The following is a 25,837-nucleotide window of genomic DNA, read 5'->3' on the forward strand; positions in this document are numbered from 1 at the left end:
GGAGTGTGACATCAGCCGCCGAGCTCGCGCTTGCGGCGCAGCAGGGCCGCCCGCGCCGACCTGGCCCTGACCAGCACGACGGCCGCCACCAGCGCGAGCACCACGTTCACCGCCGCGCCCGCCCAGCCCGCCCAGCCCTGCCTGTCCACCGCCAGCGCGACGGTGAGCAGGGTCAGCGGCCAGGTCGCGGCCACGGCGATCCAGCCGCCGATGACCCTGTCGAGCGCGAACAGCGGCGTCCTGCGGGTCAGCGCCCAGCCGCCGTAGCAGGCCCAGGCCAGGCACAGGACGGCGAAGCCCCCGAAGACCGACGGCAGCCGCTCCTCCGTGGCCCACAACAACCCGATGGCCAGCGCCCCGCCCAGCCCCATGACCAGCGCCACCACGTACGCCATGCGCCTGCGCAGCGACACCGGCCCGGACAGCCTTCTGATCATGTCGTCGGCGTCCATCATCGCGTTCCCCTCTCACCCAGTTGTTCTCTCAGCAGGCGCCTGGCACGTGACAGGCGCGACTTCACCGTTCCGACCGGGATGGCGCAGATCTGCGCGCAGTCCTCGATCGACAGGTCCTCCAGGTAGAACAGCACGAGGATCTCCCTCTCGACCAAGGGCAGCCCCGACAGCCCCGCGACCAGCGCGGCCCTGTCCGCCATCACCTCGGCCCCGTCCTCGACCACCTGCTCGTCCGCGTGCTCGGTGACCTGGCCGGACGCCGTGGTCGTCTCCTGCCTGCCGTACTCCTCGCGCAGCCTGTTGGTCACCGCGCGGCGCGCGATCGTGAACAGCCACGGCGCGAACCTTCCGGGCTCCCGGAGCCTGGGAAGGCCGCGCACCACGGCCAGCCACACCTCCTGGGCCACGTCGTCGGCGTCGCCGTGGTCGAGCATGCGCCGCACGTAGGTCCACACCGGGTCGTGCCATGCGCGCACCAGCTCGGCGAGCGCCTCGCGCTCTCCGAGCTGGCACCGCACCACCAGCAGTTCGTCAGTCACACTGCCTCCTCACCCACAACAGTCGGGATTACAGCCCCGCGGGTTCACGAGGTGGACAGGACGCGAGGGTGAGGCCGGCTCAGCTCACGGCTGGAACGGCGGGTTCGTCACGTTGTTCGGACCGTGGCAGGTGCCTCCCGCTTCGACGCGCTGCAGGAGGCGGCCGTCCATCGTCCACCTTCAACCACGATGTCGAGCCTCGGCATGGTGGTTGAGCACTCCGATCGAGAATGACGGTGCTCCCGGGCTATGGCTCCGGGACTACGGGGAGGCCGACGGCGGCCACGCCCCACAGTGACACACAGCGTTACCGAGGCGCCCCCGGTGCCGGAGGCCTTCGGGATCCCTTCGACTCTCTGCCCCGGCCTGAAATTCTGCCGTCGCTCGCGGACACGTAGAAAACGAAACCCGAAAGCGTTCGGAAGGTCCGATGAGGATGACGCATGGATGAAACAGACAGCCGGCACCGGTTCGAGGCCATGTACCGGCACACGTATGAACAGATCCTCGGTTACGCCATTCGGCGGTGTTCCTCTCCCGAAGACGCCGCCGATGTCGTGGCCGAGACCTACGTGATCGCGTGGCGGCGGATAGGGGAGCTTCCGCGTGGCGAGGCCGGCAGGCTCTGGCTGTATGGCGTGGCCCGGCGGGTCCTGGCCAACCACCGTCGTGGCGAGCGGCGCAGAGCCACTCAACACGCCGAACTCACGGCCGAGGCCGAGGTCCTCTACGCCATGCCCTCTCCTCAGACCGGGGCTGACGAAGTGGACGAGGCCATGAACCTGCTCTCCGACGATGATCGCGAGCTGCTGGCCCTGTCCGTCTGGGAGGAACTCGACCCCGGAGAGATCGCCGCGGTGCTGGGCTGCTCACGCAACGCCGCCCGCGTCCGCCTGTACCGCGCCCGCAAGCGCTTCGCCAAGGCGCTGGAGAAGACCCGCCCATCGATGCCCCGCCTCGAAGCGCGGCCGCTCGTCGAGAAGGAGTCACGGTGAACAACGACCAGATCTTCAAGAGCCGGGCCAGGGTGCTGGACGAGCACCTGGCCGGCCGGGCGTCCACCGCGGGGGCGGACGCGCTGCTGGCCGAGATCGTGCTGCAGGAGCGGGAGCAGGAGCGGGAGCCTGCCCGGCGGCGGCTCACGCCGTCACCCCGCCGCGCACTGCTGGGCCTGGCCGCTGTGGCCGTCCTGACGGGGAGCTTTGTTGTTGCGCCCTCCCTCTTCAAGGAGTCGGGGCAGGTGTACGCCAGCCAGGCCGTGACAATCGACCGCGACGGCGACTGGTACGTCTTCTACATCACCGAGGGCGATCCCGATCCCGCCGAGCTGGAGAAGGCCTTCAGGAAGGTCGGGCTGGACGACGTCACGGTCAAGCTGATCCCCGTCTCGCCGCAGCAGCGCGCGCCCGTCGTCGGGTTCGACAAGACTGATCCCGACGCACGCATGTCGTCCACCCTGTCCGACTGCGGCGAGCGGGTCGAAGGGTGCCTGACGGCCTTCCGCGTGACCGCCGACATCAAGGGGTCCGCGCAGTTCCAGCTGGGCCGCCCGGCGAAGCCGGGCGAGAGGTATGCCTATCCTGCCGATGCGAGCTGGCCAGGTGAGGCCCTGGCCGGAGTGAAGCTGCAGGGACGATCGGTGGCCGAGGCGGTACAAGTCGTGCGCGAGCGCGACCTCAGGGTGGCCTACGAGCTCGACTGGCCACTTCGGGACGGGGGCCACGGCGTTCGCTACGAGCAGGGCGTGCCCGCTTCCCGCATCGACCAAAGCTGGAAGGTGGCGACAGCGGAAACCTACAACGACGGCGTGATCGTCCTGCACATCGAGCCAGGCGCAGGCGCGACTCCGCCGCCCGGATTCTGAAGTGAGAACAGGTGAGCACTCGTCAGCGGGCCGAACGGGTGCTCATCTGTTGCGGGCTTCGGTGCGCCTCCCTCAGGGACCGGGCCTGCTCCCGGTCCGCGCCGGTGACATGCATCACACGCTCTGGTTGTCACAAGAGGGCGGGGACCGGTGTCTTGTGCGTGTGGCACGATCAACACCGAAAGGCAGAAACCCACGATGAGCGAGCGCAGCGAACCGGTCATGGACACACCCGAGCCGCCCGCCGACCGTGGCCGCGTGGACTCAGCCACCGAGGCGTTCGTGGCCCACCGCAACCTGTTGTTCACCGTCGCCTACGAGATGCTCGGCTCGGCCGCCGACGCGGAGGACGTCCTGCAAGAGACGTGGCTGCGGTGGGCGGACGTGGATCTGGACCACGTGCGGGATCGGCGCGCCTACCTGGTCCGGATCACCACGCGTCAGGCGCTGGGCCGGATGCGTACGCTCCGCCGCCGCAAGGAGTCCTACATCGGCCCCTGGCTGCCCGAGCCGCTGCTGACCGCGCCGGACGTGGCCCATGACGTGGTGCTGGCCGACAGCGTCTCGATGGCGATGCTGCTGGTGCTGGAGACGCTCGCGCCGGTCGAGCGGGCGGTGTTCGTGCTGCGCGAGGTGTTCGACCTCGGCTACGACGAGATCGCCGAAGCGGTCGGCAAGACCCCCGTCGCGGTCCGCCAGATCGCCCACCGGGCCCGGACGCACGTCGCCGCGCGCCGCCCGCGCGGGGTCGTCCCCCTGGCCGAAGCGCACGATGCGCTCAGGGCGTTCCAACGGGCGGTCGAAACCGGCGATCTGCAGAGCCTGCTCGACAAGCTCGCACCCGACGTCGTCCTGCTGGGCGACGGCGGTGGGGTCGTCCAGGCCGCGCTGACGCCCGTCGTCGGCGCCGACCAAGTGGCTCACGTGCTGGCCACCGGGCGGCTGAGCAGGATCACCGCGGCATCGCTGCAGCCTGCACAGGTCAACGGCTACCCGGCACTGATCCTCCGGCTCGACGGCGAGGTCGACACCGTCCTGGCGGTACGCATCGACGACGGCCTCATCACCGGCCTGTACGCCGTGCGCAACCCCGAAAAGCTGTCACGGCTCGAGCAGCCGACCACCCTGCACCGCTGAACCGGACAGCTGACGGACACCGCTGGATGAGGACAACGCGCGTCAGGCGGGCATTCCGTTGGCGCTTTGGCGCGCCGGTCACGAACGCACGCGCAGCGACTCCAGCATCCGCACGAGGGCGGCCTGGGTGTCGGCCAGATCGTTCGGGCCCGTCGAGGAGGCCAGCCACAGCGCCGCCTCGTTCATCGCCCCCGAGAGCAGATGGGTCAGCGGCGCGAGCGGCTGGCCGGCGATGACCCCCGCCTCGACCAGCGCCGCCAGCGCGTCGGCCAGGTGGCTGGCCGACGCGGCCTCATCCATCGCCCGCCACTCGTTCCAACCCAGTACGGCGGGGCCGTCGATGAGCATGATCTGCTGCACCTCGGGGTCGGCGCCCGCGGCGAGGAAGGCCTCGCAGCCGGCGACGAGCTGGTCCCACGGATCGTCCATGGCGTCGGCTCCTTCGGCCACCCGCCGGCCGACCTCCTGCTGCACCTGCTCGACCACCGCGCGAAACAGCTCGGCCTTGCTGTCGAAGTGGTGATAGAGCGCGCCCTTGGTGACGCCCGCGGCGCGGACGATCTCCGACAGCCCGACGGCTCCGTAGCCGCGCGCGGCGAACAGCCGCCTGCTCTCGCGCACGAGCGTCCGCCTGGTCTCCTCGCGCTGCCGCGTTCTCGCCGTCCCGTTCACATACCGATGGTATGCTGACATACCGTCGGTATGTGAAAGGACTCGCTATGACGCTGACCAGCTTCTATCCGGTCATCTGCACGACCAGCCTCAAGGAGTCGCACGACTTCTACACCCGCCTGATGGGCTTCGAGACGACCTTCGAGGCCGACTGGTACGTGAGCCTTCGCCGCGGGCCGTACGAGCTGGCCCTCCTGGACCCGAGCCACCCCACCATCCCCGAGCGGTATCGGGGCAGGGCCGCACAGGGGCTGCTGCTCAACTTCGAGGTGGAGGACGTCGACGCCGAGTGGGAGCGGCTGGTCGTGCGCGAAGGACTGTCCGCCGAGCTCGAGCTGCGCAGCGAGGACTTCGGGCAGCGCCACTTCATCGTGGCCGACCCCAACGGCATCCTGATCGACGTCATCACCCCGATCCCGCCGCAGGGCGAGTACGCCACCCAGTACGTCACCCCATGACTTCCAGGCCGCCCCCACATCCGGGGGCGGCCCGCCCGCAGCCCTGGGCGAACGGGAGCGGGCCGGACGATCGTCGGATCCAGGATCGCTTCGATCGCCGGCCCGGCCGAGCTGGCGTTGAGAGGCGCGGTTGAGGGGCGCAACGGCTCGTCCATCCCCTACGACGGGCGCGGGTCCCGCGTTGATCACCGTGACGCGCGGGCGCCGGCCCGTCCTCGCCGACCCGTTCTGCCCGGTCGCGCTAGCTGTTCTGTCCTGGGAGGTTGAGTACGCGGCCGGCGGGTGCTTGGCCGTTCAATGCGGTGTGGCCGCGGTGGTGACCGTAGGTGTGGAGCCACGGCGGGAGGGCTTGACGGCTTTCGATTGGTGGGCGGCCTATCTGAACGCCGCGACGAGGTCGGCGAACTCCTCAGGCGTGACGATCCGTACGCCCAGCGCTTCGGCCTTGGTGCGCTTGGATCCGGCCTTCTCCCCCGCCACCAGCAGCGACGTCTTCGCCGACACGCTCGAGGACGCCTTGCCTCCCGCGCGCTCGACCAGCTCGTTCACCTCGTTGCGCGACAGCGCCTCCAGCGGTCCGCTCATCGCCCCTGTGACGACCACCGACATACCGGCCAGTGGCAGCGCGGGCACGTCGTCCGAGAGTGCGTGGCCCACGGGATCGGGGCCCTGGCCTGCGAGGACGGGGGGCACGGCTCCTGGCTCGGTCATCGTCACCCCCGCCTTGACCAGCTTGTCGATGAGGGGCCCGAGCGCGGCCAGCTCCGCCATCACCACGGGCGCCTTCTCGGGGCCGATGCCCTCCACCCCCTGGATCGCCTCGGCGTCGGCCGCCCTGATCGCCTCCATCGTGGCGAAGTGACGGGCGATCCTGCGGCTCATCGACCGGCCGGTGCCGCGCACGCCCAGCGCGCAGAACACCCGGCTCAGCGGCCTGGTCTTGGCCTGCTCGATGGCGGCGAGCAGGTTGTCGCTGCTGACCTCGCCCATGCGATCGAGGGGCAGCAGTTGCTCGCGGGTGAGGAAGAACAGGTCGGCGAAGTCGGCGATGAGCCCGGCGTCCAGCAGTTGAAGGATGCGGCTGTCGGCGAGGCCCTCGATGTCGAGCTGGTCGCGCCCGACCGCGTAGGTGATGGAGGCGCTCGCCCTGCACGCCCTGCCGCGCACGCACCTCCACCGCTCCTGCGAGGTGTCGATGCCGTCACCGCACGAGGGACACACCTGGGGGAACTCGATCGGCCGTTCGTCGCCGGTGCGCAGGTGCACAACAGGCGCCTCCACACGCGGGATCACGTCGCCCGCCTTGTAGACGACGACGCTGTCGCCGAGCATGAGCCCTCGGCGGGTGATGTCGGCGACGTTGTGCAACGTCGCGTACGTGACCGTGCTGCCGTCGAGCTCCACCGGTTCGAGGACGGCCCTCGGGGCGATGACGCCGGTGCGGCCGGTGTTCCACTCCACCGCGAGCAACTTGGTGATCTTCTCGGTGGCGGGCAGCTTGTAGGCGACCGCCCACCTCGGCGCGCGCGTGCCGAACCCGGCCTGTGCCTGGTCGCCGGCCAGGTCGCACTTGACGACGATGCCGTCGATGCCGAAGGGCAGCTCGGCCCTGAGTGCGGCGATCTGCTCGATCCGCTCCTGCACCCCCGCGAGGTCGGCGGCGACGACGCCCGCCACAGCCGTGACGGCTGTGGTGCGCACGCCCTGCCCCGCGACCCACTCCATGATCTGGCTGTGCGGCAGCTCCCGCAGCCGCGCGGCCAACTCGGAGTCGTCCTGCGGCGGCAGCGGCAGCGCGCCGTAGGCGAAGAAGGTGAGCTCACAGGTGTAGGCCCGATCCTGGGCGCGCAGGGTGCCCGCCGCCGCGCTGCGCGGGTTGGCGAACGTCGTGCCGTCGTGCGCGCGGCGCTTGTCGCACGCCTGCGTGAACTGCTCGGCCGTCATCATCACCTCGCCGCGCAGCTCCACCGTGACCGGTTCGGCCAGCCGCTCCGGCAGGCCGACGACGGTGCCGATGGCGTGCGAGACGTCCTCACCGGCGGTGCCGTCTCCCCTGGTGACCAACTGGACGAGCCGCCCGCCCCGGTAGCGCGCGGAGACCGCGAGCCCGTCGAGCTTGGGCTCCACACTCCACGCGGCGACCTGCCGCCCGAGCCTGCGCTCCAGCGAGGTCACCCAACCGGCCAGCTGCTCGGGCTTGAAGACGTTGTCGAGCGAGAGCATCGGCACCGTGTGCGGCACGTCGCCCACCACCGCGCCACCGGCCACCTTGCCCGTCGGGGAGTCGGGCAGCACCTCGTCGGGATGGGCCTGCTCGTAGGCCTCGATGCCGCGCACCAGCCGGTCGTAGGCGTCGTCGTCGAGCGCGGAGGTGCCGTCGGCGTAGTAGGCGGCGGAGGCTCCGACCGCCTCGCGCACGGCCTCGGCGTAGGAGGCGGGATCAGCCAAGGTGATCATGGGGGGTGCGTCGCTCATGCGTTCATCATGCCGGTCGGCACCGACAATCCATGGAGGCCGGGAAGGCCGCCCCCGCAGGCGGCCGTCCCGGCACGGAGCAGCGAACCTACCGCTTCTCGACGTGCCGGTTCCACGTCCATGGTGGGGATGCCACATGCAGGCGCTACCGGTACCGGGTCGAAATCACCTGTACCTGCCCGTCGGCTCATGCGGGAAAACGGTTCACCCTTCGATCGGTCTGAAGCAAGGGTTGGAACGCCGCCGAGGACCTGCCCGACCGGGCCGCGCTGATCGAGCAGGCCGGTGACTACATCGACGCCTACCTGACGGTCGTCGAAGGCCGTACCCTGGTCGACGGCAAGCCCGCCACCTTCCCCATCCCCGCCTGCGCGTGTAAGGCATCTCCCCGCGGCAGGTAAGGACCGGCACGGTGCCCGAGCGATCGACCCTCGCCCGCCGTAACGCCCCGCAGATCACCGCGGGCAAGCCCACCCAAGACCAGACCGTCCCCGACTACCTGGCGCAGGCGACGGCCGCCGCTACCCCGGGGAAGGTGTGGCAGATCTGGCGGAGCGCGCAGGAAGCCGGACATCTGACTCCCGAACTGCGCACGCTGCTCAACACGCTCGGCTCAGCGCTCGCCGCTACCCTCGGCGCCACGACCGACCCGGGCGGCGCGGTCCCGGACGAACCGCCCCCGCCGCAGGACCCCGAGACGCTGCCCAACCAGATCCTGGCCACCTGGCGCAGCGTCACCAGCGGCCTGCACGAGGAGTTCCAGTCCGCCACCGGCACCACCATGCGGCAGGCCACAGCCGTCCAGCTGGCGGACTTCCTCGCCGACCTGATCCTGCGGCATCCTGCCGACGACGAAGACGATCACGATAGCGACCCCTTCCCGTCGACTACCTCGGAGAAGCTGATGTGGTCCGGGGCTTCACAGGCGATGCCGTCCCCGTCTCGATCGAGATCATGCGGGTCGGTCTTGTCGGCGGTCCAGGACCTTCTGAGCTTCCTTCTGGGTGTCGAACAGGCTGCAGTTGAGCCGCACCAGGCGGCGATCTGTCGACCGACGTCGCCATGCTCGAAGAGCCGTGGCACCGCACCCCGGGCACGGCGCTGGCCCGTCTCGGGTCGCCGCCTGGATACGATCGTCTCGGCCTTGGCGCCGACAGCTGACCACGGCATCTACCCTCGCCGACGGGCACTCTTGGTACGTACATGCCGTTCACCGGGTCTTCCGGCGGCGGGGAAGCAGGGCTACGCCGCCGAGTATGACGAGCCCGGCGATGGAGGCCCATCCGGCGGCATCACCGGCCACGGCGTACGGAGTCGGTGTGCCCGCCGTGGGCATCGACACCGTCATCGTCTGGTCGTCGCCTACGAAGTAGTCGGCCATCGCGAGCGTCCGTCCCTGCGAATCTATGGCAATCGAAATGCCCCTCCTGGTTGGACGCAGGATCGACACACCGTTCTCGATCGCACGTATGACGGCCATGTCGGCGTGCACGGGGCCGATCGGCCCCCAGTCGCTCGACGGCACCAGCAGCACGTCGACATTCGCGCGGCCCGCCTGCCGGACGAGCCATGGGAAGTCCGCGTCGAAGCAGATGACCGTGGACAGGCGGCCGTACGGCGTGTCCACGATCGGTAGGACGCCGGGACCGAGGGCGTTGCCGTCGCCGGGGACGCGGGTCGCCTTGGCGTAATCCCAGCGGACGTCTCCAGACGGGTCGATGAGGATCGTCCGATTCTCATTCGTCGGATCGCCGGCCGTCGGCAGGATGACGATCACGCCGACCGCGAGGTAGATACCCTCCTCGCGCGCGACCGCAGTGGCGCGTTGCAGGAAGGCGGCCTCCTCCTCTTTGAAGACGTAGCCCGCCGCTTCCGACCACGCGACGATCTTCGCGCCCGCGCGGGCCGCTTGCCGGGTCCGTGTGAACAGGTCGTCGAGCACCGGCGTGAGATGCAGGCGGAAAAGCCGGTTCCGCTCCGGCTCGGTGCGCGGGCCGGAGCGGACGGCCGCCGCTTCGCGAGCCTTGTCGAGCTCGCGGTCGGGGGCGAGGCCCGCCATCGGCACGGTGGCCGAGGATGCCGGGAGCGTCGGGGATGTCGGGAACAACGCCAGCCGCGTCCCGCCGTACACCAGAACCGCAAGCAGTACGACGCAGTATGGCATCGCGAGCGGACGGGCGGGGCGCCGCTCCCACAGGTGATTGACGACCGGCGCGGTCCACAGGATCAGGAAGCTCAGGCCCCAGACGCCGGTGATCGAGACCACCTGGGCCAGGGACAGGTTCGTGACCTGCGTGTAGCCCGGTGTCCCCCAGCTAGCGAACGCGCTGCCCTGATCCAGGCTGAGCAGAAACGCGGTCGCCGTCTCCACCGCCGGGAACACCAGCGTGTGCAAGGGACCACGCAGCCGTCGGGCGGCAAGCAGGTCGGCGGCGTACGGCAGGACGATCGCCAGGCCGGGCAGCGCCCACAGGTACAGCGCGGGCGGAGTCCATAAACCGCGCATCGCGACGAGCGTCGCGCCGTAGCCCACCAGCGCGAGCACCGGCAGCGCGACGAGGGCGCGCTGGGTCCGGGCAAACCGCAGTAGCAAGATCGGCGCGAGCCACGCGGCGGCTGGGATCACCGATTGGAAGGTGGTGAAAGGTAGCAGGCCGGCGCCCAGCGCCAGCCACAGCCAGGACGTACGACCGTGGCCGGGCGAAGGATGGGAGTCGGTCCGCGGTTGACGGGTGACGTCGGTCGTGGCCATGAACGGTCCTCCTGATGGTGAGGGTTCGGCGCCCACCAGGGTGGCGGCCGGAAACTGTGCAGTTCAGCGATCGCCGGCCTTTGTCGCCGTCATCAGGAACTGCGGATATGTGGCGACGAAATGGTCGGCGTGGTCATCGCGCGAAGCTTCGAACCCGTCGACGACCGTTCTGACCTCGGCCTCGGTGACCAGATCTGGGTTGTTCTTCTGGAACAGCCTGATGACACTCGTCAGGTAGTCACCGAACGCGGCGCCCATCTCCACGTTGTTCCGCAGCACGATGTTGAGATCATCGACTGTGAACCCCGCGTCCGTGGCGAGCCGGGGCAGCTTGCTGCCGATCATGGCGTCGGTGCCGCCGTCCGCCGTGACTTTCAGCCAGACATCCCTCGTCGTCTGGAACGGTTTCCAGGCTGGCCGCGTGGTCAGGAAGGACAGGTCCTCCTCGATCACATAGATCCGGCCGCCCACCGGAAGCGCGTCATGGACGGCTCTCAGGACGCGTGCGGGATCGGAGACGTGCTGCAACACGAAGCGCAGGATGCACCTGTCGAACCGACCACGCGCCGTCTCCGGGATCGGATCCTCGCCGATCTTGGACACGTTGATGCTGTAGTTCGGGGGTGACGCCTCGTTTCTGCGAAACCTTCTGGCGAGATGCGGGTTCGCCTCCACCCCGAAGATAGGGGTGCCGGGAAAGTTGCGGGCAAGGTAGCCGCCGTAACCGCCCGCGGCGCTGCCGACCTCGAGGACCCCGCAGCCTGTGCCGAATTCCCTGCTCCGGAGCCAGGCGACTTCACCCTCGCCCAGGACCTGGGTCTGGAGGTCCAGGAGCCCTTCCCACTCCTGGAGTAACTCCTCCTCCTCGATGGCCTTCATCATGCCGGGCGTCAACGTCGGGAAGTCGGTGTCCGCCAGGACATGCGGCGCCTCTTCGCTCGTGGCCCGGGCCTCCGCCCAGCTCGGTGCGTCTATAGACAAGGTCATGACATCTCCATGTCGGTGTGGTCCCGCGGCGCCGCTCCGGATGCTCCGCGCAGATCCGGAGCCGCGAGCCTACGGAATGATCAAGAATTGACTCTGCCGAAGGCGATCGGCCGGTCCGCCACGCTGTGGAATCCGTCCACCACGTGCTCGTTCACCCCCCACCAGTGTCCTTGAGGGTGGTTCGCCGCGTCGGTACGGATGAAGATCCACCCACGCCCCACGCCGTCGTACTCGGTCGTGCCGACGGATCGGGTGTCCGGGAAGTCGTGGTAGAGCGAGCCCGACAAGGACGACGCAACCCCGTGCGGCTTCTGTGTACTGTCGATCACGGGGACCGCCCACTCGATGGTGGAGTCGTTGGCGTCGCGGTTGTAGGACACCGGGGTCCCTGCCGCGATCATCATGTGGCCGGTGGGATCACCGGATCCAGAGCCGACGTCGTTGTACTTGATCGCGATGATCGTCCCGGCACGGATCTCGGTTACCTGGTCCAGAGCGGGGTTGGAACTGGTGATGAAGCGCGAGGCACCGCTGACGAAGGTGTCGTGATATTGCGCCGACGTCGGGCTTTGAGAGCCGAAGTCGTCCTCCAGGTACTGGCCGGTGATGGTGGGCGACGCCTTCTTCAGCTCGGTGGTCACGAAGGAGGCGCACTTGCTGCGGTTGTAGTAGCTGCTCGCCGAGCCGGGTGTGCCCCAGACGACCAACGTGACGGATTTCGCACGCATAGAGGACTTCCCCTTCATGAATGGGTTCGGTATCAGTCCTGGCCGGCGCCGGCCTCGGTGGTCGTGACGGCGCGCACCCGTGCGCCGGCGTCCCACAACAGGTCGAGCAGCGCACGCAGACCGGCCTGGTCCAATGTCAGATCGCTGAGCACGGTCCTGCGCCCGTCCTGGCGCACCTGGACCAGCCCGAACCGCCGGGACATCTCCTCGCGCAGACCTGCTGGCAGCGGTCCGTCGACCTCAATGCGGCAGTGGTGATTCATGACCAGAGCATCCGTCGCGCCGGTGCGAGGCGTCTCCACCCGCCCCCGGATTCCACCCAGGGTGGGGACCACGCCGTCCACCCCGTTCGGCGCGTCAGATCAGCCCGAGCTCCCGCCCCCGCCGTACGGCATCGGACCGCGACGCCACGTCCAGCTTGCGGTACAGACTCCTGGTATAGCCCTTGACTGTGTTCAGCGACAGGTACAGTTCCTGCCCGATCTCGCGCTGTGACAACGGGCCTTGCAACGCGCGGAGCATCGACAGCTCGCGATCGGTCAGCTCCTCGAACAGCCGCCCATCGCCCCGGGCGGCACGCGCCGCGCCGCGGCCCATGCGCTGTTCTGCCGCGGAGATCCGCCGTAGCGTTCCAGGGAAGACGGTGTCCGTGCCGGCGATCTCAACCGCCTCGGCCAGCACAGCGCGCGCGGCCGCCCGGTCACCGGTCGCCAGCAGCGCGTCGGCCAGCGTGACCAGGACACGCGCCGTCTGCGAGGGATGCGCCGCCGCCCGTGCCAGCCGCGCTGCCCGCTCCAGCGTCGTCCGCGCCAGGTCCGGCCGGCCCGCCTCGTAGGTGAGCCTGCCCTCTGCCGCCCGCAGCAGCGCGAGCGCGCCGCCGGCCGCCTCGCCCAGCGCCGCCTCGAGACCGGCGGCGTTGGACGCCGACTCGGCGACGACCGACCCGGCGTCGTCGACACGGCCCTCGTCGAGCAGGCACATCGCGAGCGCTCCGGCAGCGATCAGTCGGGTGAACACCGGCGCGCCGAGCGTCTCGGCGCCCTGCCGAGCCGCGCTGAGCAACGCCCGCGCCTCGGCCTGCTGATCGAGCCCGGCCAGGACGACGCCCAGGGTCAGCCGTGAGATCACGTAGCCGTCGCGGGTGGGATCGTGCTCCAACTCGACAGCGCGCCGGGCTTCCTCGACGGCGGCGGCCAGCTTCGCGGCCGGCCCGAACGTCGCCCGCAGCGTGCCGATGGCCGCGCGGGCGCTGGTCCACCCGCGCGGCGGCCGGTCGTCGCCGACCAGCCCAGCCTCCGCGGCATCCAAGAGTCGGTCGACCTGATCCGGCCTGCTACTGAAGCCGGCTGCGGCGGCCATCGCGATCGCCAGGCGCGGATCGGCGCGAACCAGTGCCTCGTCGAGACTTTCGGCCAACTGGAGATAGGTAGCGGCGGCTCCGCCGTCGAGGAACTCATCGTCAGCTGCGATCAGCAGGTCGGCCGCCTCGCGTTGGTCCCCGGCGGCGATCAGGTAGCGGACTGCGGCTTCCACATCGCCGGAAGCATGCCACCACGCCGCCGCCCGCCGCAGAATCCCGGGTGTGACGGCAGGCGTCACGCGGCCCAGTTCCTGGCGCAACGCGTCGCGAAAGAGCCGGTGGTAGCGGTACCACTCCCGCTGCTCGTCAAGTGGCACGACGAACAAACCGGCCCGCTCCAGCGCGTCCAGTCGCTCCGCTGAGCCGTCGCAGTCGAGCGCGGCGTCGCACAGCGGACCGCTCATGCGATCGAGCGCAGAGCTACGGATCAGAAAGTGGCGCTGGTCTGCGGGTAAGCGCGCGAGTACCTCGGCGGCGAGATAGTCGACGACGTGCCGGTCATCGCCCCGGATGGCCTCCGCACGGCGTACAGGATCGGCCGCGCCACGCAGGGCCAGGGCCGCGAGATGCAACCCGGCGGCCCAGCCCTCAGTGCGATAGACGAGCCCCGCAACCTGGCCGGCGCCGAGTGCGACCCCGCCCACATCGGCCACCAGGCCAATCGCCTCCTCCGGCGCGAACGCGAGATCCGCCGCGCGGATCTCGGTGAGCTGTCCGCGTGCGCGCAGGCGTGCCAGCGGCAATGGCGGGTCGAAACGCGCGGCGATCAGGACGCGGATCGCCGCCGACAGATAGGACAGCAGGAACTCGGCCGCCTCGTGGATCCTGCGGTCGGTGATGAGGTGGTAGTCGTCGAGCACGAGCACGCCCTCGTGCTGGCCGTTGTGGGCCGTCAGATCGTTGATGAGGCTGGGGACGGCGACATCGAGTGGCTCGAGACCGGGAACGCGAAGCGCGGCCATGGCCTCCGCCCCGACACCCGGTCGGACGCGCTGAAGCGCCGTGATGACGTAGGTCCAGAATCGCACCGGGTCGTTGTCGGTCTCGTCCAGCGTGACCCATGAGACCGGCCGCCGCTCCGCGTCACCGCCGGCCCACTGGGCCAGCAGTGTCGTCTTGCCCCAGCCAGCCGGCCCGATGACCACGGTCACGGGCGTGTGAGCGTCGTCGAGCATGCCCAACAGCCGCCGTCGTGACACCGCTGTGGGGCGCGTCCAGGGCGGGTTCAGCTTGCTTGTCAGTACGGGCCGGTCGTGCGCTGGATCTGTCACCCGGACTCATCCACCCGTCTCACACAACCGCGTCGTCGCCGGTGCCACCATCGTACGTCTCCACTCCGGCCCCGTCCCGGCCCAGGAATAGGACTGCATGGGCGTCGACTTCAGCCGACCGCATGACCGGCTGACCGGTCGGCCGCCTCGTGGACGCCAGCCGTCCTCAGCCTTCTTCGGGGACGCAGAACGATTGACGCCCGGCCTCGGCCCGGCCTTCCAGGTCGGTGTCACAGCCATCGTGCGGCCATCCTGAAGGCGACGCATGAAGGTGACCGGCTACGCCGACGACCGCCTCCGTCCGGTCACCGAACTCGGGCATGACCGCCCCGCCTGGCGGGGTACGGCTGGCCCCGGCGTCGTGGGCGCGGATCTGCGTGTGAAGCAATTCTGCTGGTCATACCCACTTTCGGCGCTGCGCAGTACATGAGACATATCACAACTCCACAGGTTTCCTGCCGGAACGATAGGGCAATTTGAAGCGGCCGCTGCGAAGTTCTCGCAAGCTGCAAATCAACATCATTGCTTGACCCATGGCAACGAGACGAGATTCAGAAGGACGAAGACGAAGCATGTCGTTCACCGACGAGTACGACCACGACGACGCGCACGCCGAGTGCTTCCAGCCACACGGGGGCACCGACCTCGACTACTACGGCAGTGAGGGACGGCCGCTGTAGGTCTCGGACCAGCCAGTCGCCGAACGTCCGAGACGGCAGTAACGGACGGTCAAGCGACCCAGGCGCAGTGGCATGGCCGAACTGGGCCGCACGTCGATTGACGATCAGAATTCTGCTGCTGGAAGCAGTTCCGTTCTCTTGCTTCCAGCAGCAGATCCGCTCAGTAGAACGAACGCCTCCGTCACGATGCGCCCCGGCGCTGGGAGCCGCAGGTGCGGTAGGCGTCCAACGTCTCCTGAGCCGCCGGCCCCAGGCTGGCCGGCGCCCGCATGGCGTCCTCGGACAGCGGCAGCGTCTTCGCCAGACGCGGCCGGCAGATCAGGCGCAGCGATGACGCGTACCGGAAGATCGGTGGTGGAGCCCAGGAGTCGCAGCGCCCGCCTCATCGCTGTCCGCGCTGATCTCACGTTCGCCCCAGGGCCGTACCTCTTGACGACCGTGGTGACGGCGAGGGCGAGCCGATCCAGCAGCTGCTCGTCGAGCGGGCCCGGTGGGGCTGGCCGTTCGAGGCACACCGGCTCGATCTCCTGCTCGTCCAGCGCGATCGGCGCTCTCGACGAGGCGTCAGCCCACGGGGCGGGCGCTTTCCTGCCGTCGGGCCCCTTCCGTATCGCGGGGCCGGTGCTGAGGAGCCGGATCTCGGCCACGCACTCGGCGAAGCCCGCCGACGCCCTGGCGAGCGCAGGAAGATCGGCGCATCAGCGTGTCGTAACACACGACGACGCGAGTCGAGGTGCGACAGCCGTACCGCGAGCGCCTCACAGCAAGAGGACAGGCGCCGATCGTCGCTGTATGCCCCGCCACTGGCGGATGACCCCACCGAGCGGGGACCGCGAGGATGACTGAAGTGGATCCAGAAGCCGAAGCATCCGGCCCCCGAGGCGGCTCTTGACAGGGAGCCTGCAGACCGTGTGACATACGTCGTGTATGTTACCGACACGGAGTAGGCGCTCACCCCCCGAGCCGCCGTCGCGGGCCGTCGCCACCGCGGTAAGGCCTGTGTCCGATCATCCGAATCCGTTCTACCGGGAGTAGACGTGAAACGATTCTTCGCATTCTTAAGCTCTTTTCTACTGGTCGGCTCACTTACCGCACCTCCCGCCGCCGCCGCGGCCGCTCCGCGGCTGAAGCTCAGCTTCGGGTGGTGCAAGACGGCCTGCGAGATCCGCATCAAGGTGACGAACACCAGCCGGTACGACATCGCCTGGGTGGGCGGAACCTGTCGCCTCAGGGTCAACGGACGCTACGTGGGCAAGGGGACGGTCTACCTCGGCCCCATCAAGCGTGGCCATTCCCGCAGCAGCACGTGCAACGTGGTCGATTCGCGGCTGAAAGAGGCGTGGTGGGACTACGAGAACGGCGACGCCGACTTCAGGACGTACGCCACCGTCAAGGCGATCCCCCACTACCGGTACCGCCGTTGATCCCCGGCTCCGCTCCGGGACGCACCCGGCCTGCGTGTGACGCGGTTGGCCGTGACGGTGACCTGTCTGACCCTGGCCGGAGCGGCCTGCTCGGTGCCGCCGGTGGAGGCCGGCTCGGCCCGGCCTACCGGGGGCGCGCTCGGCCTTCGAACCGAGCCCGGTCGCTACCTTCAGGGCGACCGGTGGCCCGACGCCTGCCGCCTGCTGACCGACGGGGAGCTCAAGGCCATCCTCCCGCAGGCGGAGGAGGTGAGCAGGAAGCCGCGCGGACTCAACCTGACGGATATACCCGACTTCCTGACAGGGAAGGGCGGGGGCACCGAGCACATCGCGAAGGCGGGATGTGACCTCGGCTTCAAGCTCCCTGACGACTACGACGCGCCCAACTCCGCCATCAGCATCATGGTCAACGCCATCGCCGATCCCGCCCTGGCCGCCAAGGCGTACCGCCAGGGCAAGGCGCAGGACGACAAGATCGGCGGTGTCGTCGAACTGGGCAAGGAGTGGGGGGCGAAGGAGTGCTACTCCTCCAAGCCCACGGCGGGCTCGCAGATGCGCGTCTCCTGTCACACGGGCCACTTCGAGACCTGGGGTCACACCAGCGCGGAGCTCGCAGGGGCCGATGCCTACTCCGCCGCGAGCTCGGAGGCGTTCAGGGACAAGGTCCTGTCACAGGTGGTCCGTACCCTGCTCGCCAAGATGGCCTGACTACCACCGATGCCGCGCCGCCGGATCCGGCGTCCGCGCGGTCGGTCAGCGGGACGGGTAGGCCAGGCCGGCGTCGTAGGCGATGATGACCAGCTGTACCCGGTCGCGGGCATCGAGCTTCTGCAGCAGGCTCGCCACGTGCGCCTTGGCGGTGCCGGGGCTGATGTGCAGCTGGGCCGCGATCTCGGCGTTGGACAGGCCGCGCGCCACCTGGATCAGCACCTCGCGCTCCCTCCCTGTGACGCCCGCCAGCTCGCGCGGCTCGGACGCGGGGCCGGGCCTGGCGGCGAACTCCTCGATGAGACGGCGGGTGACGGCGGGCGCGATCAGAGCGTCTCCCCCGGCGACCACCCGGACGGCGGACAGGATGTCCTCCAGCGCCATGTCCTTGACCAGGAATCCGCTCGCCCCGGCACGCAGGGCGGCGTGGACGTTGTCGTCGTCGTCGAAGGTGGTCAGGATGAGAACCCTGGCCGCGGGCGGGTCCGTGGTGATCATCTGGGTGGCCTCGATGCCGTCGATGCCCGGCATGCGGATGTCCATGAGCACCACGTCGGGGCTCAGCTGTCTGGCCAGCTGTACGGCCTGGGCCCCGGTTCCAGCTTCCCCGACGACGTCGACGTCCTGCGTGCCTGCGACGACCATGCGCAGTCCGGCGCGCACGAGGGGCTGGTCGTCCGCGAGTACGACACGGATCGTCATGGCGCTCCTGCCGGAATCGGCAGGCGTGCGGCGACCCGGAAGCCGCCCTCGGGCCGTGGCCCGGCCATGAAGTGGCCGTTCAGCAGCGCGACCCGTTCTCGCATCCCCGGAATGCCGAATCCGTTCCCCTCGGCGGTGGTGGTGCCGCGCCCGTCGTCGATGACCTCGATGCGCAGTTCCTCGCCCCCGTAGTCGATCGACACGTGGCAGTGCGGCGTGTCTGCGTGCCTGACCACGTTGGTCACCGCCTCCTGGACGATGCGGAAGGCGGACTGGTCGACGGGGGCGGGCAGCGGACGGCGCTCCCCCTGCCAGCGCAGGTCCACGTGGACACCCGCGGCGGTGGTCGTGGCCATGAGCCGGTCGAGGCTCGCCAGCCCCACCCGCGGGTCGGGCGCTTCGCTCCTGCGCAGCACGCCTACCATGCTCCGCAGCCCTTTCAGGGTCTCCCTGCTGGTGGTCTCGATGGCGTCCAGCACGTCGCGCGCCTGCGCCGGGTGTGCGTCGATCACCCTTCTGCCCGCGCCGGCCTGGATGGCGATGACGCCGATGCTGTGGGCGACCATGTCGTGCAGCTCCCTGGAGATGCGCAACCGCTCCGCCGTCACCGCCTGGGCGGCGGCGTGCGCCCGCAGGGCCTGGCCGTACTCGCGCCGCTGGCGGATGGCGGCCCCGGCCAGCCAGGCGAGCACGACGAACGCGGCGAGCAGGATCGTCAGCGCGAGAAAGCCCGGGGCGAGAGCACGGTAGCCGTTGCGCCACAGGTCCAGGTGCCAGGCTGCTTCCTGGACGGCCAGCGTCACGCCGGCCGCGGTGACGCCTGCCCGGTGTGTCCGCGTGACCGCGATGAGCCCGACCAGGATGTCGGCCGCCAGGAACACCGGCCAGATCTGCTCGGCCGAAGCCCCCGCCGCCAGGGCGGCGGCCACCTCGCCCAGCATCACCACCAGCACCGGCGCCGGCCGGCGCCGCGCCCACCCGAGAGGCAGCGCCATGGCCACGGCCACACCGGCGAGGGCCATGCCCTCCGGATGAACGTCCTCGTCCTCGTCCAGCAGCATGACGTACTGCGTCACCGCGAAGATCACCACGGCACACGCTGTCAGCACCGCCGAGGTGCCAGGCGGCAGGCGTTGCAGCAGAGGGGGCCGAGGCGGTTCGTGGTGCACGCGCTCGATCGTAGCCACCCCCCGCCGGCCGGGGCATCGGCCTGGCGGCGTATGCCCGCAGGCCACCCCCGTGCCGCCGAATACCGCCCACGGCCAGATGCCCCAGGGGGACGGCCTGCGGCAGCGTTGGCCCGGTGATCGAAGTGAACGGACTGACCAAGCGCTACGGCGCCGCGACGGCGGTGAACGACCTGACGTTCACGGTGCGTCCCGGGCACGTCACCGGTTTTCTCGGCCCCAACGGCGCGGGCAAGAGCACCACGATGCGCATGATCCTCGGTCTGAACCGGCCGACCAGCGGGAGCGCCACCATCGACGGCCGGCCGTTCGGGCGGCACAGGGCAGGGCTGCGCCACGTCGGCGCGCTGCTGGACGCGGGCGACGTGCACCCGGGCCGCAGCGCCGCCGCGCATCTGTCGGCGCTGGCCCGCGGCAACGGTCTGCCCCGCCGCAGGGTGGCCGAGGTGTTGCAGGAGGTGGGGCTGGAGGGGGTGGCGCACCGCAGGGTCGGCGGGTTCTCCCTCGGCATGCGGCAGCGACTCGGCATCGCCACCGCTCTGCTGGGCGATCCACCCGTGCTGCTGTTCGACGAGCCGGTCAACGGGCTCGACCCCGAAGGCGTGCGGTGGGTGCGCGGCCTGTTCAGGGGCCTGGCCGCCGAAGGGCGCACGGTCCTGGTCTCCAGCCACCTGATGAGCGAGATGGAGAACACCGCCGACCGCCTCGTCGTCATCGGCCGCGGCCGGCTGATCGCCGACCAGTCCCTCGCCGAGTTCGCGGCGCGCGGCACCCGCGCAGGCGTCGCCGTCCGCACGCCCGCCCCCGCCGAACTCACCGCCGTGCTGACCTGCGAGGGCGCCGTCGTGCGGCCGGAGGGCGCGGCTTTGACGGTCACCGGGCTGAGCGCGGCTCGCATCGGCGAACTCGCCCATCAGAGCCGGATCGTGCTGCACGAACTGGCACCGCCCACGGCGTCGCTGGAAGCGGCGTTCATGGAGCTGACCGCCGGCCGTACCGACTACCTCGCCGGTGACCGCCGGTGACCGGCGGCTCCCGTCCCGGGTTCCGTGATCTGCTGGCCGCGGAGTGGATCAAGTTGTGGTCGCTGCGCTCGGCCTGCTGGGTGCTCGGGCTCGGCGCGCTGGCCGTGATCGCGCTTGCCGTACAGGCGAGCATCGACACCTACAGCGCCTGGCCCACCTTCACCCCGAGGGAGAAGGCCAGGTTCGACCCGATGACGGAGGCCTTCAGCGGTCTCAGCGCGGTCCTGGTGATGATCGGTGCGGGCAGTGTGGGCGCCCTGACCCTCGCGGGCGAGTACGCCAGTGGGCTGATCCGCACCACGTTCATCGCGACCCCCGCGCGCCCGCGGGTGGTGGCGGCCAAGGCCGCCGTCGCGACGGGCGTCATGCTCGCCACCGGCACGATCCTCGCCCTCGCCACGTACGGCGTGAGCCAGGCCATCCTGTCCGGCCGTGGGGCCGGCGCCTCGATCGGCGACCCCGGTGTGCTGCGCGTCCTGACCGCGAACGCGCTGCTCGCCCCCGTGTCGGCGCTGGTCGGCATGGGCATCGGCGCGCTGTTGCGGCACACCGCGGCCACCGTCGTCACGGTCTGCGCCGTCCTGGTCATCCTGCCGACCTTCTTCAAACCGACCGTGCACCAGTGGGCCAACGACCTGTACGCCCTGTTCCCCTTCTACGTCTGGCGTACCTGCCTGTCCCTTGTGCATCCCCGCACCGAGCCGGCCCTGCCCACGATCGCGGGCTCATGGCTCGTCTTCGCGCTGTGGCCGCTCGCCGCGGTGGTCCTGGCCCTGATCGCGGTGCGCCACCGCGACGTGTGAACGCACCCCTGCCCCCCTTCACGAACAGCGAGAGGAACCGATGAACATGCATGGAGCAACCGGTCGCGCACTCCTGCCGCGACTCGCGGCGTCCGCCCTCCTGGCGGTGACGGCCTGCGTCATGACCGCCGTCTCCGCTCACGCCGAGGACGTCCGTCTGGAACTCCCCCGCCCGACCGGTCAGTACCCGGTCGGACGCGACACGCTGCACCTCGTCGACAAGGAGCGCAAGGACCCCTGGGTGCCGGAGGCGGGCCCGCGGCAGTTGATGGTGTCGATGTACTACCCCGCCCAGTCCGCCACCGGCGTTTCCTCTCCCTATCTGACCCTCGAGGAGGCCACGTCGCTGCTGCGGAGGAAGGTTCCGGGCGCCACCCTCTCGCCCGAGACGGTGGCCGCCACCCGCACCCACGCACACACCGGCGCCCGCCCGAAGAAGGGCCGCTTCCCGCTCGTGGTGCTCTCGCCCGGCCTGGGTCTGCCACGCGCCAGCCTCACCTTCCTCGGTGAGGACCTGGCCAGCCGCGGATACGTCGTCGCGCTGGTCGACCACGCCTACGAGTCGTCCGGCACGACCTTCCCCGACGGACGCACCCTCACCTGCGCGCCCGTCTGCGACAAGCCCAAACCGCCCGAGGGCGGGCTCGCGGCCATCACCAAGAGCCGGACCAAGGACATCTCCTTCGTTGTCGACGAACTGACCGACCGCCGTCCGGCCTGGAAGAACGCTCTCATGATCAACCCGAAGCGGATCGGCATGGCCGGGCACTCCCTCGGCGGCGACGCCGCGGCCGCCACCATGGCCGCCGACGAACGCATACGGGCAGGGGCCAATCTGGACGGCACCTTCCACCCCACGGTTCCCGCCGACAGCCTGGGCGATCGCGCCTTCCTCCTGCTGGGCAGCCAGGCCGACCACATCCCCGGCAAGGACCACACCTGGGACGGCAGCTGGCCGAACATGGGCGGCTGGAAGCGCTGGCTCACCGTCGCCCGTACCGATCACACGAGCTTCACCGACCTGTCGATCCTGCAGAAGGAGGCCGGCCTGTCCGGCCCTGACGCCCTCTCCCCGCAACGCTCCCTGGAGATCACGCGAGCCTACGTCGGCGCCTTCTTCGACCTGCACCTGAAGGGCAGGAAGCAGCCGTTGCTCACCGCTCCGTCGCCGGCCAACCCCGAGGTCGCCTTCCACACCCCCTGACCTGGGCCGAGCTCGATGCGCTGGAGGGCACCAGCCCTACCAAGGTCCAGGGCGCGTCTGGGCACGGGTCGCGGGTTCGGCCGAAAGGACCCGCCGAGTCGAGTCGGTCGCCGGTCCGCGGCACGACTGATCTGGCTGTGATCGCCGATGTCCTCGGCACAGCCGCCGGGAAACCACCCGCCGCTCGGTCAGGCCGTGGACCGCCGCGCCTTCGGCACGTGCTGGCTCGCCGGGCGGGGCTGCACGAGCACTGGCGCGTCCGACACGACCACGACGGAATACGGCAGGCTCGGGGACGGCAGGTCGGAATCGACCAGGTCCTCCAAGATCGGAGACTGCGTGCGCTGCGGAGGGATGACCAAGCGGAACGGCCCGAGCGGCTGACCGCCCTCCGCGCAGAACGTCAGCTCGACGTGGGCGTTGCAGGGGCTGATGTTGAACAGGCTGAGCTGGTCGCCGGGCATGCACCCGTCCGTGATCGCCATTTTCCAGTTCCCCACCATGGTGCTCATGCGCGACTCCCGTCTGCTACTGCGGCAGTCGTCCCGCTACCCCGTTATCCAGGAGTCACGCTTGTCGTGCCCGCCGGCCTCCGACAGATCGCCTCCGGCGCACAGTGACCGCGCGGTTTCAGGCTCCGCCGGGTCGCGCCCGCCCCAGACGACGAGGACATCGGAGGCGGGGGCCTGTCGGCAGGACGTGGCCTGGTCGGCGCCTCAGCCCGTGGTGTGCCTGGTGGTGCGCTGCCGGAGAAGGTCGGGGCCGCGCCACAGCCCGATGGCGATCGTCATCGCGAAGACCGGGACGGCCAACGCGGGCGACGGCCACAGCAGGCCGTCTCGTGCTTCTGTCGCGATCACTCCTGCTGCGTTCAGGGCGGCCACGGGCAGCAGGCAGGCGGCCGCGCCGGCGGTTCGTGCGCGCCATCCGCGCCTGGCCGCCCAGGTGGCCGACGGCAGGAGCACCATCAGGGCGGGCACAGCGAGCGATGTCCCCGCCAACAGCCCGACGACACCGCCCACCAGGGAAACCTGCGCCAGCCCTGCGAGGAAAGCGAGCCGGTCCACGGGTTCGGCGCCGGCAAGGGCGCTGATGAGGAACACCTGGGCGGTGATCACCCCTGTGAAGGCGCCACCCGCGGCGCCTGTGACGAGCGTCCGGCCGACGATGCCCCACGCGGTGCGCCGGCCGGACGTGGTCTCGGGCGGCGCGGGTGGCAGCCGTGGGAAGATCGCCGTCACCGCCTCAGTGTCGCACGATGTCCGCCCCTGCCCCGCTGTGCGGCGCTGGTGGCGCTGGAACCGGCCGGGGACCGCCTCGTCCGCGGCGGTCCGAGGCGGTGGCCGCCCTGTTCGATCTGTCCGGTCGGCCGCTCGGAGACCCCGGCTAGACGGCGACCGAGAGGCTGACGGCCAGACCTGAGCTCACGCTGCCGGTGACCGTGCCGAGCTGGCTCGTGTGCCCGTCGCCGAAGATGCCGTCACCGTCCAGGGACACCTGTGACAGGTTGCGCACGCTCTGGCTGTAGCCGTCGGTCGCGTACACCGCCTCGCAGACGTCTCGGGGCAGCGCCAGCTGCGAGACGGCGATCTTGTGGTCGGGGCTCGTGGTCCTGGCCAGGCTCGGGTAGACCTCGAAGTGGATGTGCGGCCACCGTCCCGCGTAACAGGCAGGGAAGACGCTCTTGAAGGTGAGCTTTCCTTCGCCGTCGGATTCCTGGACGCCGCGCAGGTAGTTCTCGCTCGCGATGCTCTCGGAGTACATCGAGTAGTTGCCGTCGCGGTCGCACTGCCACACGTAGACCGCCGCGCCGACCAGGGCCGAGCAGCCCCTGGAGGTATCGAGGAGGGTCAGGTCGATGGTGAGGGGCACGCCTTCGGCGGTGCCCGAGGCCGAGCCGACGCTGCTGCGGATGTCGCTGCGGACGACGCCGCTCCGGGTGAGGATGTTCGGGCCGTTCGAGCCGTCGCCCGGGTACGGCCCCGCGGTCTCCTCCGGGATCTGCGCGCACGTGGCGCTCGATGCGGACGCGCCTGCGCTCGACGACGCGCGGGGCGGCCCGCTCGAGGACGTGTGTGGCGCGGCGCCGGTCGAGTCGCCGCCGCAGCCGGCCAGCGTGGCCAGGCCTGCGCCGGCCAGCAGCCCCAGGACCTTCCGGCGTTCCAGCAGCGCCGCCATGTCGAACTGGAGTCCCCTGTCGAAGATGTCGTCGTGCTGCATGGGTACTCCAGGACGAGGGCCTGCGCGCCGGGGCGGGCCGGAAGGGACTGTCATCGAACTCTAGTTGAGCTCACCCCGGCCGGCCCGGAACCATCACCCTGCGCGACTGTGACGAGCGGCATGTGACCATGGAGAGGTGGGACGCATGATGACAGCCTGGGTGGTGCGGCAGCCGGGCCCCATGACGACAGGGCCGTTGGAACGTGTCCGCCTGCCCGTGCCGGAACCGGCCAGGGGCGAGGTGCTCATCAGGGTCGAGGTGTGCGCGGTCTGCCGTACCGACCTGCACCTGGCCGAAGGGGACCTGACGCCCCGGCGCCCCGGCACGGTCCCGGGGCATGAGGTCGTGGGGCGGGTCGCGGCGCGGGGCGCCGACGCCGGCCGGTTCCAGGACGGCGAGCGGGTGGGGGTCGCCTGGCTACGCGCCGCCTGCGGGAGGTGCCGCTACTGTGCCCGCGGCGCCGAGAACCTGTGCCCGTACTCGCAGTACACCGGATGGGACACCGACGGCGGCTACGCCGAGTACCTGACCGCGCCCCAGGACTTCGTCTATCCGCTGCCCGACGACCAGCCGGCCGCGGCCCTCGCTCCGCTGCTGTGTGCCGGCATCATCGGCTACCGGGCGCTGGTCCGCGCCGACGTCCCGCCCGGCGGGTGCCTGGGCGTCTACGGCTTCGGAGCCTCCGCCCACCTCACCACGCAGGTCGCCCTCGCTCAGGGGATCACCGTGCATGTGATGACAAGAGCACCCGAGGCCCGGCGGCTGGCCCTGGAGCTGGGTGCCGCCTCGGCGCAGCCCGTCTACGCGGCCGCGCCCGAACCGCTCGACGCCGCCATCCTGTTCGCTCCCGTCGGCGATCTCGTCCCCGTGGCGCTGGCGGCTCTGGATCGCGGAGGCACCCTCGCCGTGGCAGGCATTCACGTGACCGACATCCCGCCGCTGGTCTATCAGGACCATCTGTTCCAGGAGCGCACCCTGCGCAGCGTCACCGCCAACACCAGGGCGGACGGGCGGGCCCTGCTGGAGTTCGCCACCCGCCACCCGTTGCGCGTCGCCACCGTGCCCTACGAACTCGACGAGGCGGACACGGCGCTGGCGGACCTTGCCGCCGATCGGGTGACGGGCGCCGCCGTCCTCCATGTCGACGGCTGACACCCGCGACGGCCCGGCGCGCACCACGCCGCA

General features: G+C 70.3%; 26 protein-coding genes and 1 pseudogene. 10 read left to right on the top strand and 17 right to left on the bottom strand.

Annotation, left to right across the window (positions count from 1 at the left end; translation table 11 throughout):
• Positions 1-11: 11 nt before the first annotated feature.
• On the bottom strand, positions 12-455 hold the full coding sequence (locus ABFX50_RS33525; protein WP_346152087.1) for a hypothetical protein: 444 nt from the start codon (positions 453-455) through the stop codon (positions 12-14).
• Complete coding sequence (locus ABFX50_RS33530) at positions 452-994, bottom strand: RNA polymerase sigma factor (RefSeq protein WP_346152089.1); 543 nt, start codon at positions 992-994, stop codon at positions 452-454. The genes ABFX50_RS33525 and ABFX50_RS33530 overlap by 4 nt, the downstream gene beginning before the upstream one ends.
• Positions 995-1,437: 443 nt before the next feature.
• Between ABFX50_RS33530 and ABFX50_RS33535 the strand changes: the two genes are divergently transcribed.
• The 3 genes from ABFX50_RS33535 to ABFX50_RS33545 all read left to right on the top strand — a co-directional run bounded on the left by ABFX50_RS33535 (position 1,438) and on the right by ABFX50_RS33545 (position 3,995).
• A complete protein-coding gene (locus ABFX50_RS33535; RefSeq protein WP_346152091.1) occupies positions 1,438-1,989 on the top strand; it encodes an RNA polymerase sigma factor in 552 nt (183 codons plus the stop codon).
• Positions 1,986-2,858, top strand: coding sequence for a hypothetical protein (locus ABFX50_RS33540; RefSeq protein ID WP_346152092.1), 873 nt, complete (start codon positions 1,986-1,988; stop codon positions 2,856-2,858). Before ABFX50_RS33535 ends, ABFX50_RS33540 begins: the two co-directional genes overlap by 4 nt.
• Positions 2,859-3,056: 198 nt before the next feature.
• Complete coding sequence (locus tag ABFX50_RS33545; protein ID WP_428834715.1) at positions 3,057-3,995, top strand: RNA polymerase sigma-70 factor; 939 nt, start codon at positions 3,057-3,059, stop codon at positions 3,993-3,995.
• Positions 3,996-4,073: 78 nt separating this feature from the next.
• Here ABFX50_RS33545 and ABFX50_RS33550 read toward each other — a convergent pair whose 3' ends face one another.
• Complete coding sequence (locus tag ABFX50_RS33550) at positions 4,074-4,667, bottom strand: TetR/AcrR family transcriptional regulator (RefSeq protein WP_346152094.1); 594 nt, start codon at positions 4,665-4,667, stop codon at positions 4,074-4,076.
• Between the two features lie 47 nt (positions 4,668-4,714).
• Between ABFX50_RS33550 and ABFX50_RS33555 the strand changes: the two genes are divergently transcribed.
• Positions 4,715-5,125: a VOC family protein gene (locus ABFX50_RS33555; RefSeq protein WP_346152196.1), complete on the top strand. Its 411-nt coding sequence runs from the start codon at positions 4,715-4,717 to the stop codon at positions 5,123-5,125.
• A 241-nt stretch (positions 5,126-5,366) separates the two neighbouring features.
• On the opposite strand, the pseudogene ABFX50_RS33560 reads toward ABFX50_RS33555, so the two are convergent.
• From ABFX50_RS33560 to ABFX50_RS33595, 9 genes and pseudogenes are all read right to left on the bottom strand, one after another.
• Positions 5,367-5,468: pseudogene (locus ABFX50_RS33560) on the bottom strand (IS481 family transposase); the annotation flags it as partial.
• A gap of 32 nt (positions 5,469-5,500) precedes the next feature.
• Positions 5,501-7,600 (bottom strand): NAD-dependent DNA ligase LigA, encoded by a 2,100-nt coding sequence (gene ligA / locus ABFX50_RS33565; protein WP_346152096.1) that lies wholly within the window; start codon positions 7,598-7,600, stop codon positions 5,501-5,503.
• Positions 7,601-8,213: 613 nt separating this feature from the next.
• Positions 8,214-8,465, bottom strand: a complete 252-nt coding sequence (locus ABFX50_RS33570) for a hypothetical protein (protein ID WP_346152098.1) — start codon at positions 8,463-8,465, stop codon at positions 8,214-8,216.
• Positions 8,462-8,770 carry an excalibur calcium-binding domain-containing protein gene (locus ABFX50_RS51470; RefSeq protein ID WP_379506178.1) on the bottom strand — a complete coding sequence of 103 codons (309 nt, stop codon included), beginning with the start codon at positions 8,768-8,770 and terminating at the stop codon, positions 8,462-8,464. Before ABFX50_RS51470 ends, ABFX50_RS33570 begins: the two co-directional genes overlap by 4 nt.
• Positions 8,771-8,810: 40 nt before the next feature.
• A complete protein-coding gene (locus tag ABFX50_RS33575; RefSeq protein WP_346152099.1) occupies positions 8,811-10,352 on the bottom strand; it encodes a nitrilase-related carbon-nitrogen hydrolase in 1,542 nt (513 codons plus the stop codon).
• A 63-nt stretch (positions 10,353-10,415) separates the two neighbouring features.
• The gene (locus ABFX50_RS33580) at positions 10,416-11,339 is read right to left on the bottom strand and encodes a methyltransferase (RefSeq protein ID WP_346152101.1); all 924 of its coding nucleotides are present in this window, start codon (positions 11,337-11,339) and stop codon (positions 10,416-10,418) included.
• An 80-nt stretch (positions 11,340-11,419) separates the two neighbouring features.
• Positions 11,420-12,085, bottom strand: coding sequence for a hypothetical protein (locus tag ABFX50_RS33585; protein ID WP_346152103.1), 666 nt, complete (start codon positions 12,083-12,085; stop codon positions 11,420-11,422).
• 14 nt (positions 12,086-12,099) lie between these two features.
• On the bottom strand, positions 12,100-12,402 hold the full coding sequence (locus ABFX50_RS33590; RefSeq protein ID WP_346152105.1) for a hypothetical protein: 303 nt from the start codon (positions 12,400-12,402) through the stop codon (positions 12,100-12,102).
• A gap of 22 nt (positions 12,403-12,424) precedes the next feature.
• Positions 12,425-14,602 carry a winged helix-turn-helix domain-containing protein gene (locus tag ABFX50_RS33595; protein WP_346152107.1) on the bottom strand — a complete coding sequence of 726 codons (2,178 nt, stop codon included), beginning with the start codon at positions 14,600-14,602 and terminating at the stop codon, positions 12,425-12,427.
• A gap of 1,813 nt (positions 14,603-16,415) precedes the next feature.
• On the opposite strand from ABFX50_RS33595, the gene ABFX50_RS33600 reads away from it, so the two are divergent.
• Positions 16,416-16,802 (top strand): hypothetical protein, encoded by a 387-nt coding sequence (locus tag ABFX50_RS33600; RefSeq protein WP_346152108.1) that lies wholly within the window; start codon positions 16,416-16,418, stop codon positions 16,800-16,802.
• Between the two features lie 51 nt (positions 16,803-16,853).
• On the top strand, positions 16,854-17,510 hold the full coding sequence (locus tag ABFX50_RS33605; protein ID WP_346152110.1) for a hypothetical protein: 657 nt from the start codon (positions 16,854-16,856) through the stop codon (positions 17,508-17,510).
• A gap of 45 nt (positions 17,511-17,555) precedes the next feature.
• Here the strand turns inward: ABFX50_RS33605 and ABFX50_RS33610 are convergent, their stop codons facing one another.
• Positions 17,556-18,212, bottom strand: coding sequence for a response regulator (locus ABFX50_RS33610; RefSeq protein WP_346152112.1), 657 nt, complete (start codon positions 18,210-18,212; stop codon positions 17,556-17,558).
• Entirely contained in the window at positions 18,209-19,381 is a 1,173-nt protein-coding gene (locus ABFX50_RS33615; protein WP_346152113.1) for a sensor histidine kinase, read from the bottom strand. Before ABFX50_RS33615 ends, ABFX50_RS33610 begins: the two co-directional genes overlap by 4 nt.
• A 134-nt stretch (positions 19,382-19,515) precedes the next feature.
• Here ABFX50_RS33615 and ABFX50_RS33620 point away from each other — a divergent pair, with 134 nt between their 5' ends.
• The 3 genes from ABFX50_RS33620 to ABFX50_RS33630 are packed head-to-tail and all read left to right on the top strand — an operon-like array spanning position 19,516 to position 22,431.
• Positions 19,516-20,424: an ATP-binding cassette domain-containing protein gene (locus ABFX50_RS33620; RefSeq protein ID WP_346152115.1), complete on the top strand. Its 909-nt coding sequence runs from the start codon at positions 19,516-19,518 to the stop codon at positions 20,422-20,424.
• Positions 20,421-21,227: a hypothetical protein gene (locus ABFX50_RS33625; protein WP_346152117.1), complete on the top strand. Its 807-nt coding sequence runs from the start codon at positions 20,421-20,423 to the stop codon at positions 21,225-21,227. The genes ABFX50_RS33620 and ABFX50_RS33625 overlap by 4 nt, the downstream gene beginning before the upstream one ends.
• A 46-nt stretch (positions 21,228-21,273) precedes the next feature.
• Positions 21,274-22,431: an alpha/beta hydrolase family protein gene (locus ABFX50_RS33630; protein WP_346152119.1), complete on the top strand. Its 1,158-nt coding sequence runs from the start codon at positions 21,274-21,276 to the stop codon at positions 22,429-22,431.
• A gap of 188 nt (positions 22,432-22,619) precedes the next feature.
• On the opposite strand, the gene ABFX50_RS33635 is transcribed toward ABFX50_RS33630, so the two are convergent.
• The 3 genes from ABFX50_RS33635 to ABFX50_RS33645 form a co-directional block, all read right to left on the bottom strand.
• Positions 22,620-22,943, bottom strand: a complete 324-nt coding sequence (locus ABFX50_RS33635; protein ID WP_346152120.1) for a sensory rhodopsin transducer — start codon at positions 22,941-22,943, stop codon at positions 22,620-22,622.
• Between the two features lie 204 nt (positions 22,944-23,147).
• A complete protein-coding gene (locus ABFX50_RS33640) occupies positions 23,148-23,672 on the bottom strand; it encodes a hypothetical protein (protein WP_346152122.1) in 525 nt (174 codons plus the stop codon).
• Positions 23,673-23,817: 145 nt separating this feature from the next.
• On the bottom strand, positions 23,818-24,651 hold the full coding sequence (locus tag ABFX50_RS33645; protein WP_346152124.1) for an intradiol ring-cleavage dioxygenase: 834 nt from the start codon (positions 24,649-24,651) through the stop codon (positions 23,818-23,820).
• Positions 24,652-24,796: 145 nt separating this feature from the next.
• Here ABFX50_RS33645 and ABFX50_RS33650 point away from each other — a divergent pair, with 145 nt between their 5' ends.
• On the top strand, positions 24,797-25,804 hold the full coding sequence (locus ABFX50_RS33650) for a zinc-binding alcohol dehydrogenase family protein (protein WP_379506172.1): 1,008 nt from the start codon (positions 24,797-24,799) through the stop codon (positions 25,802-25,804).
• Positions 25,805-25,837 lie beyond the last annotated feature (33 nt).

The organism is Nonomuraea recticatena, from assembly GCF_039533245.1.
Lineage (GTDB): Bacteria > Actinomycetota > Actinomycetes > Streptosporangiales > Streptosporangiaceae > Nonomuraea > Nonomuraea roseola.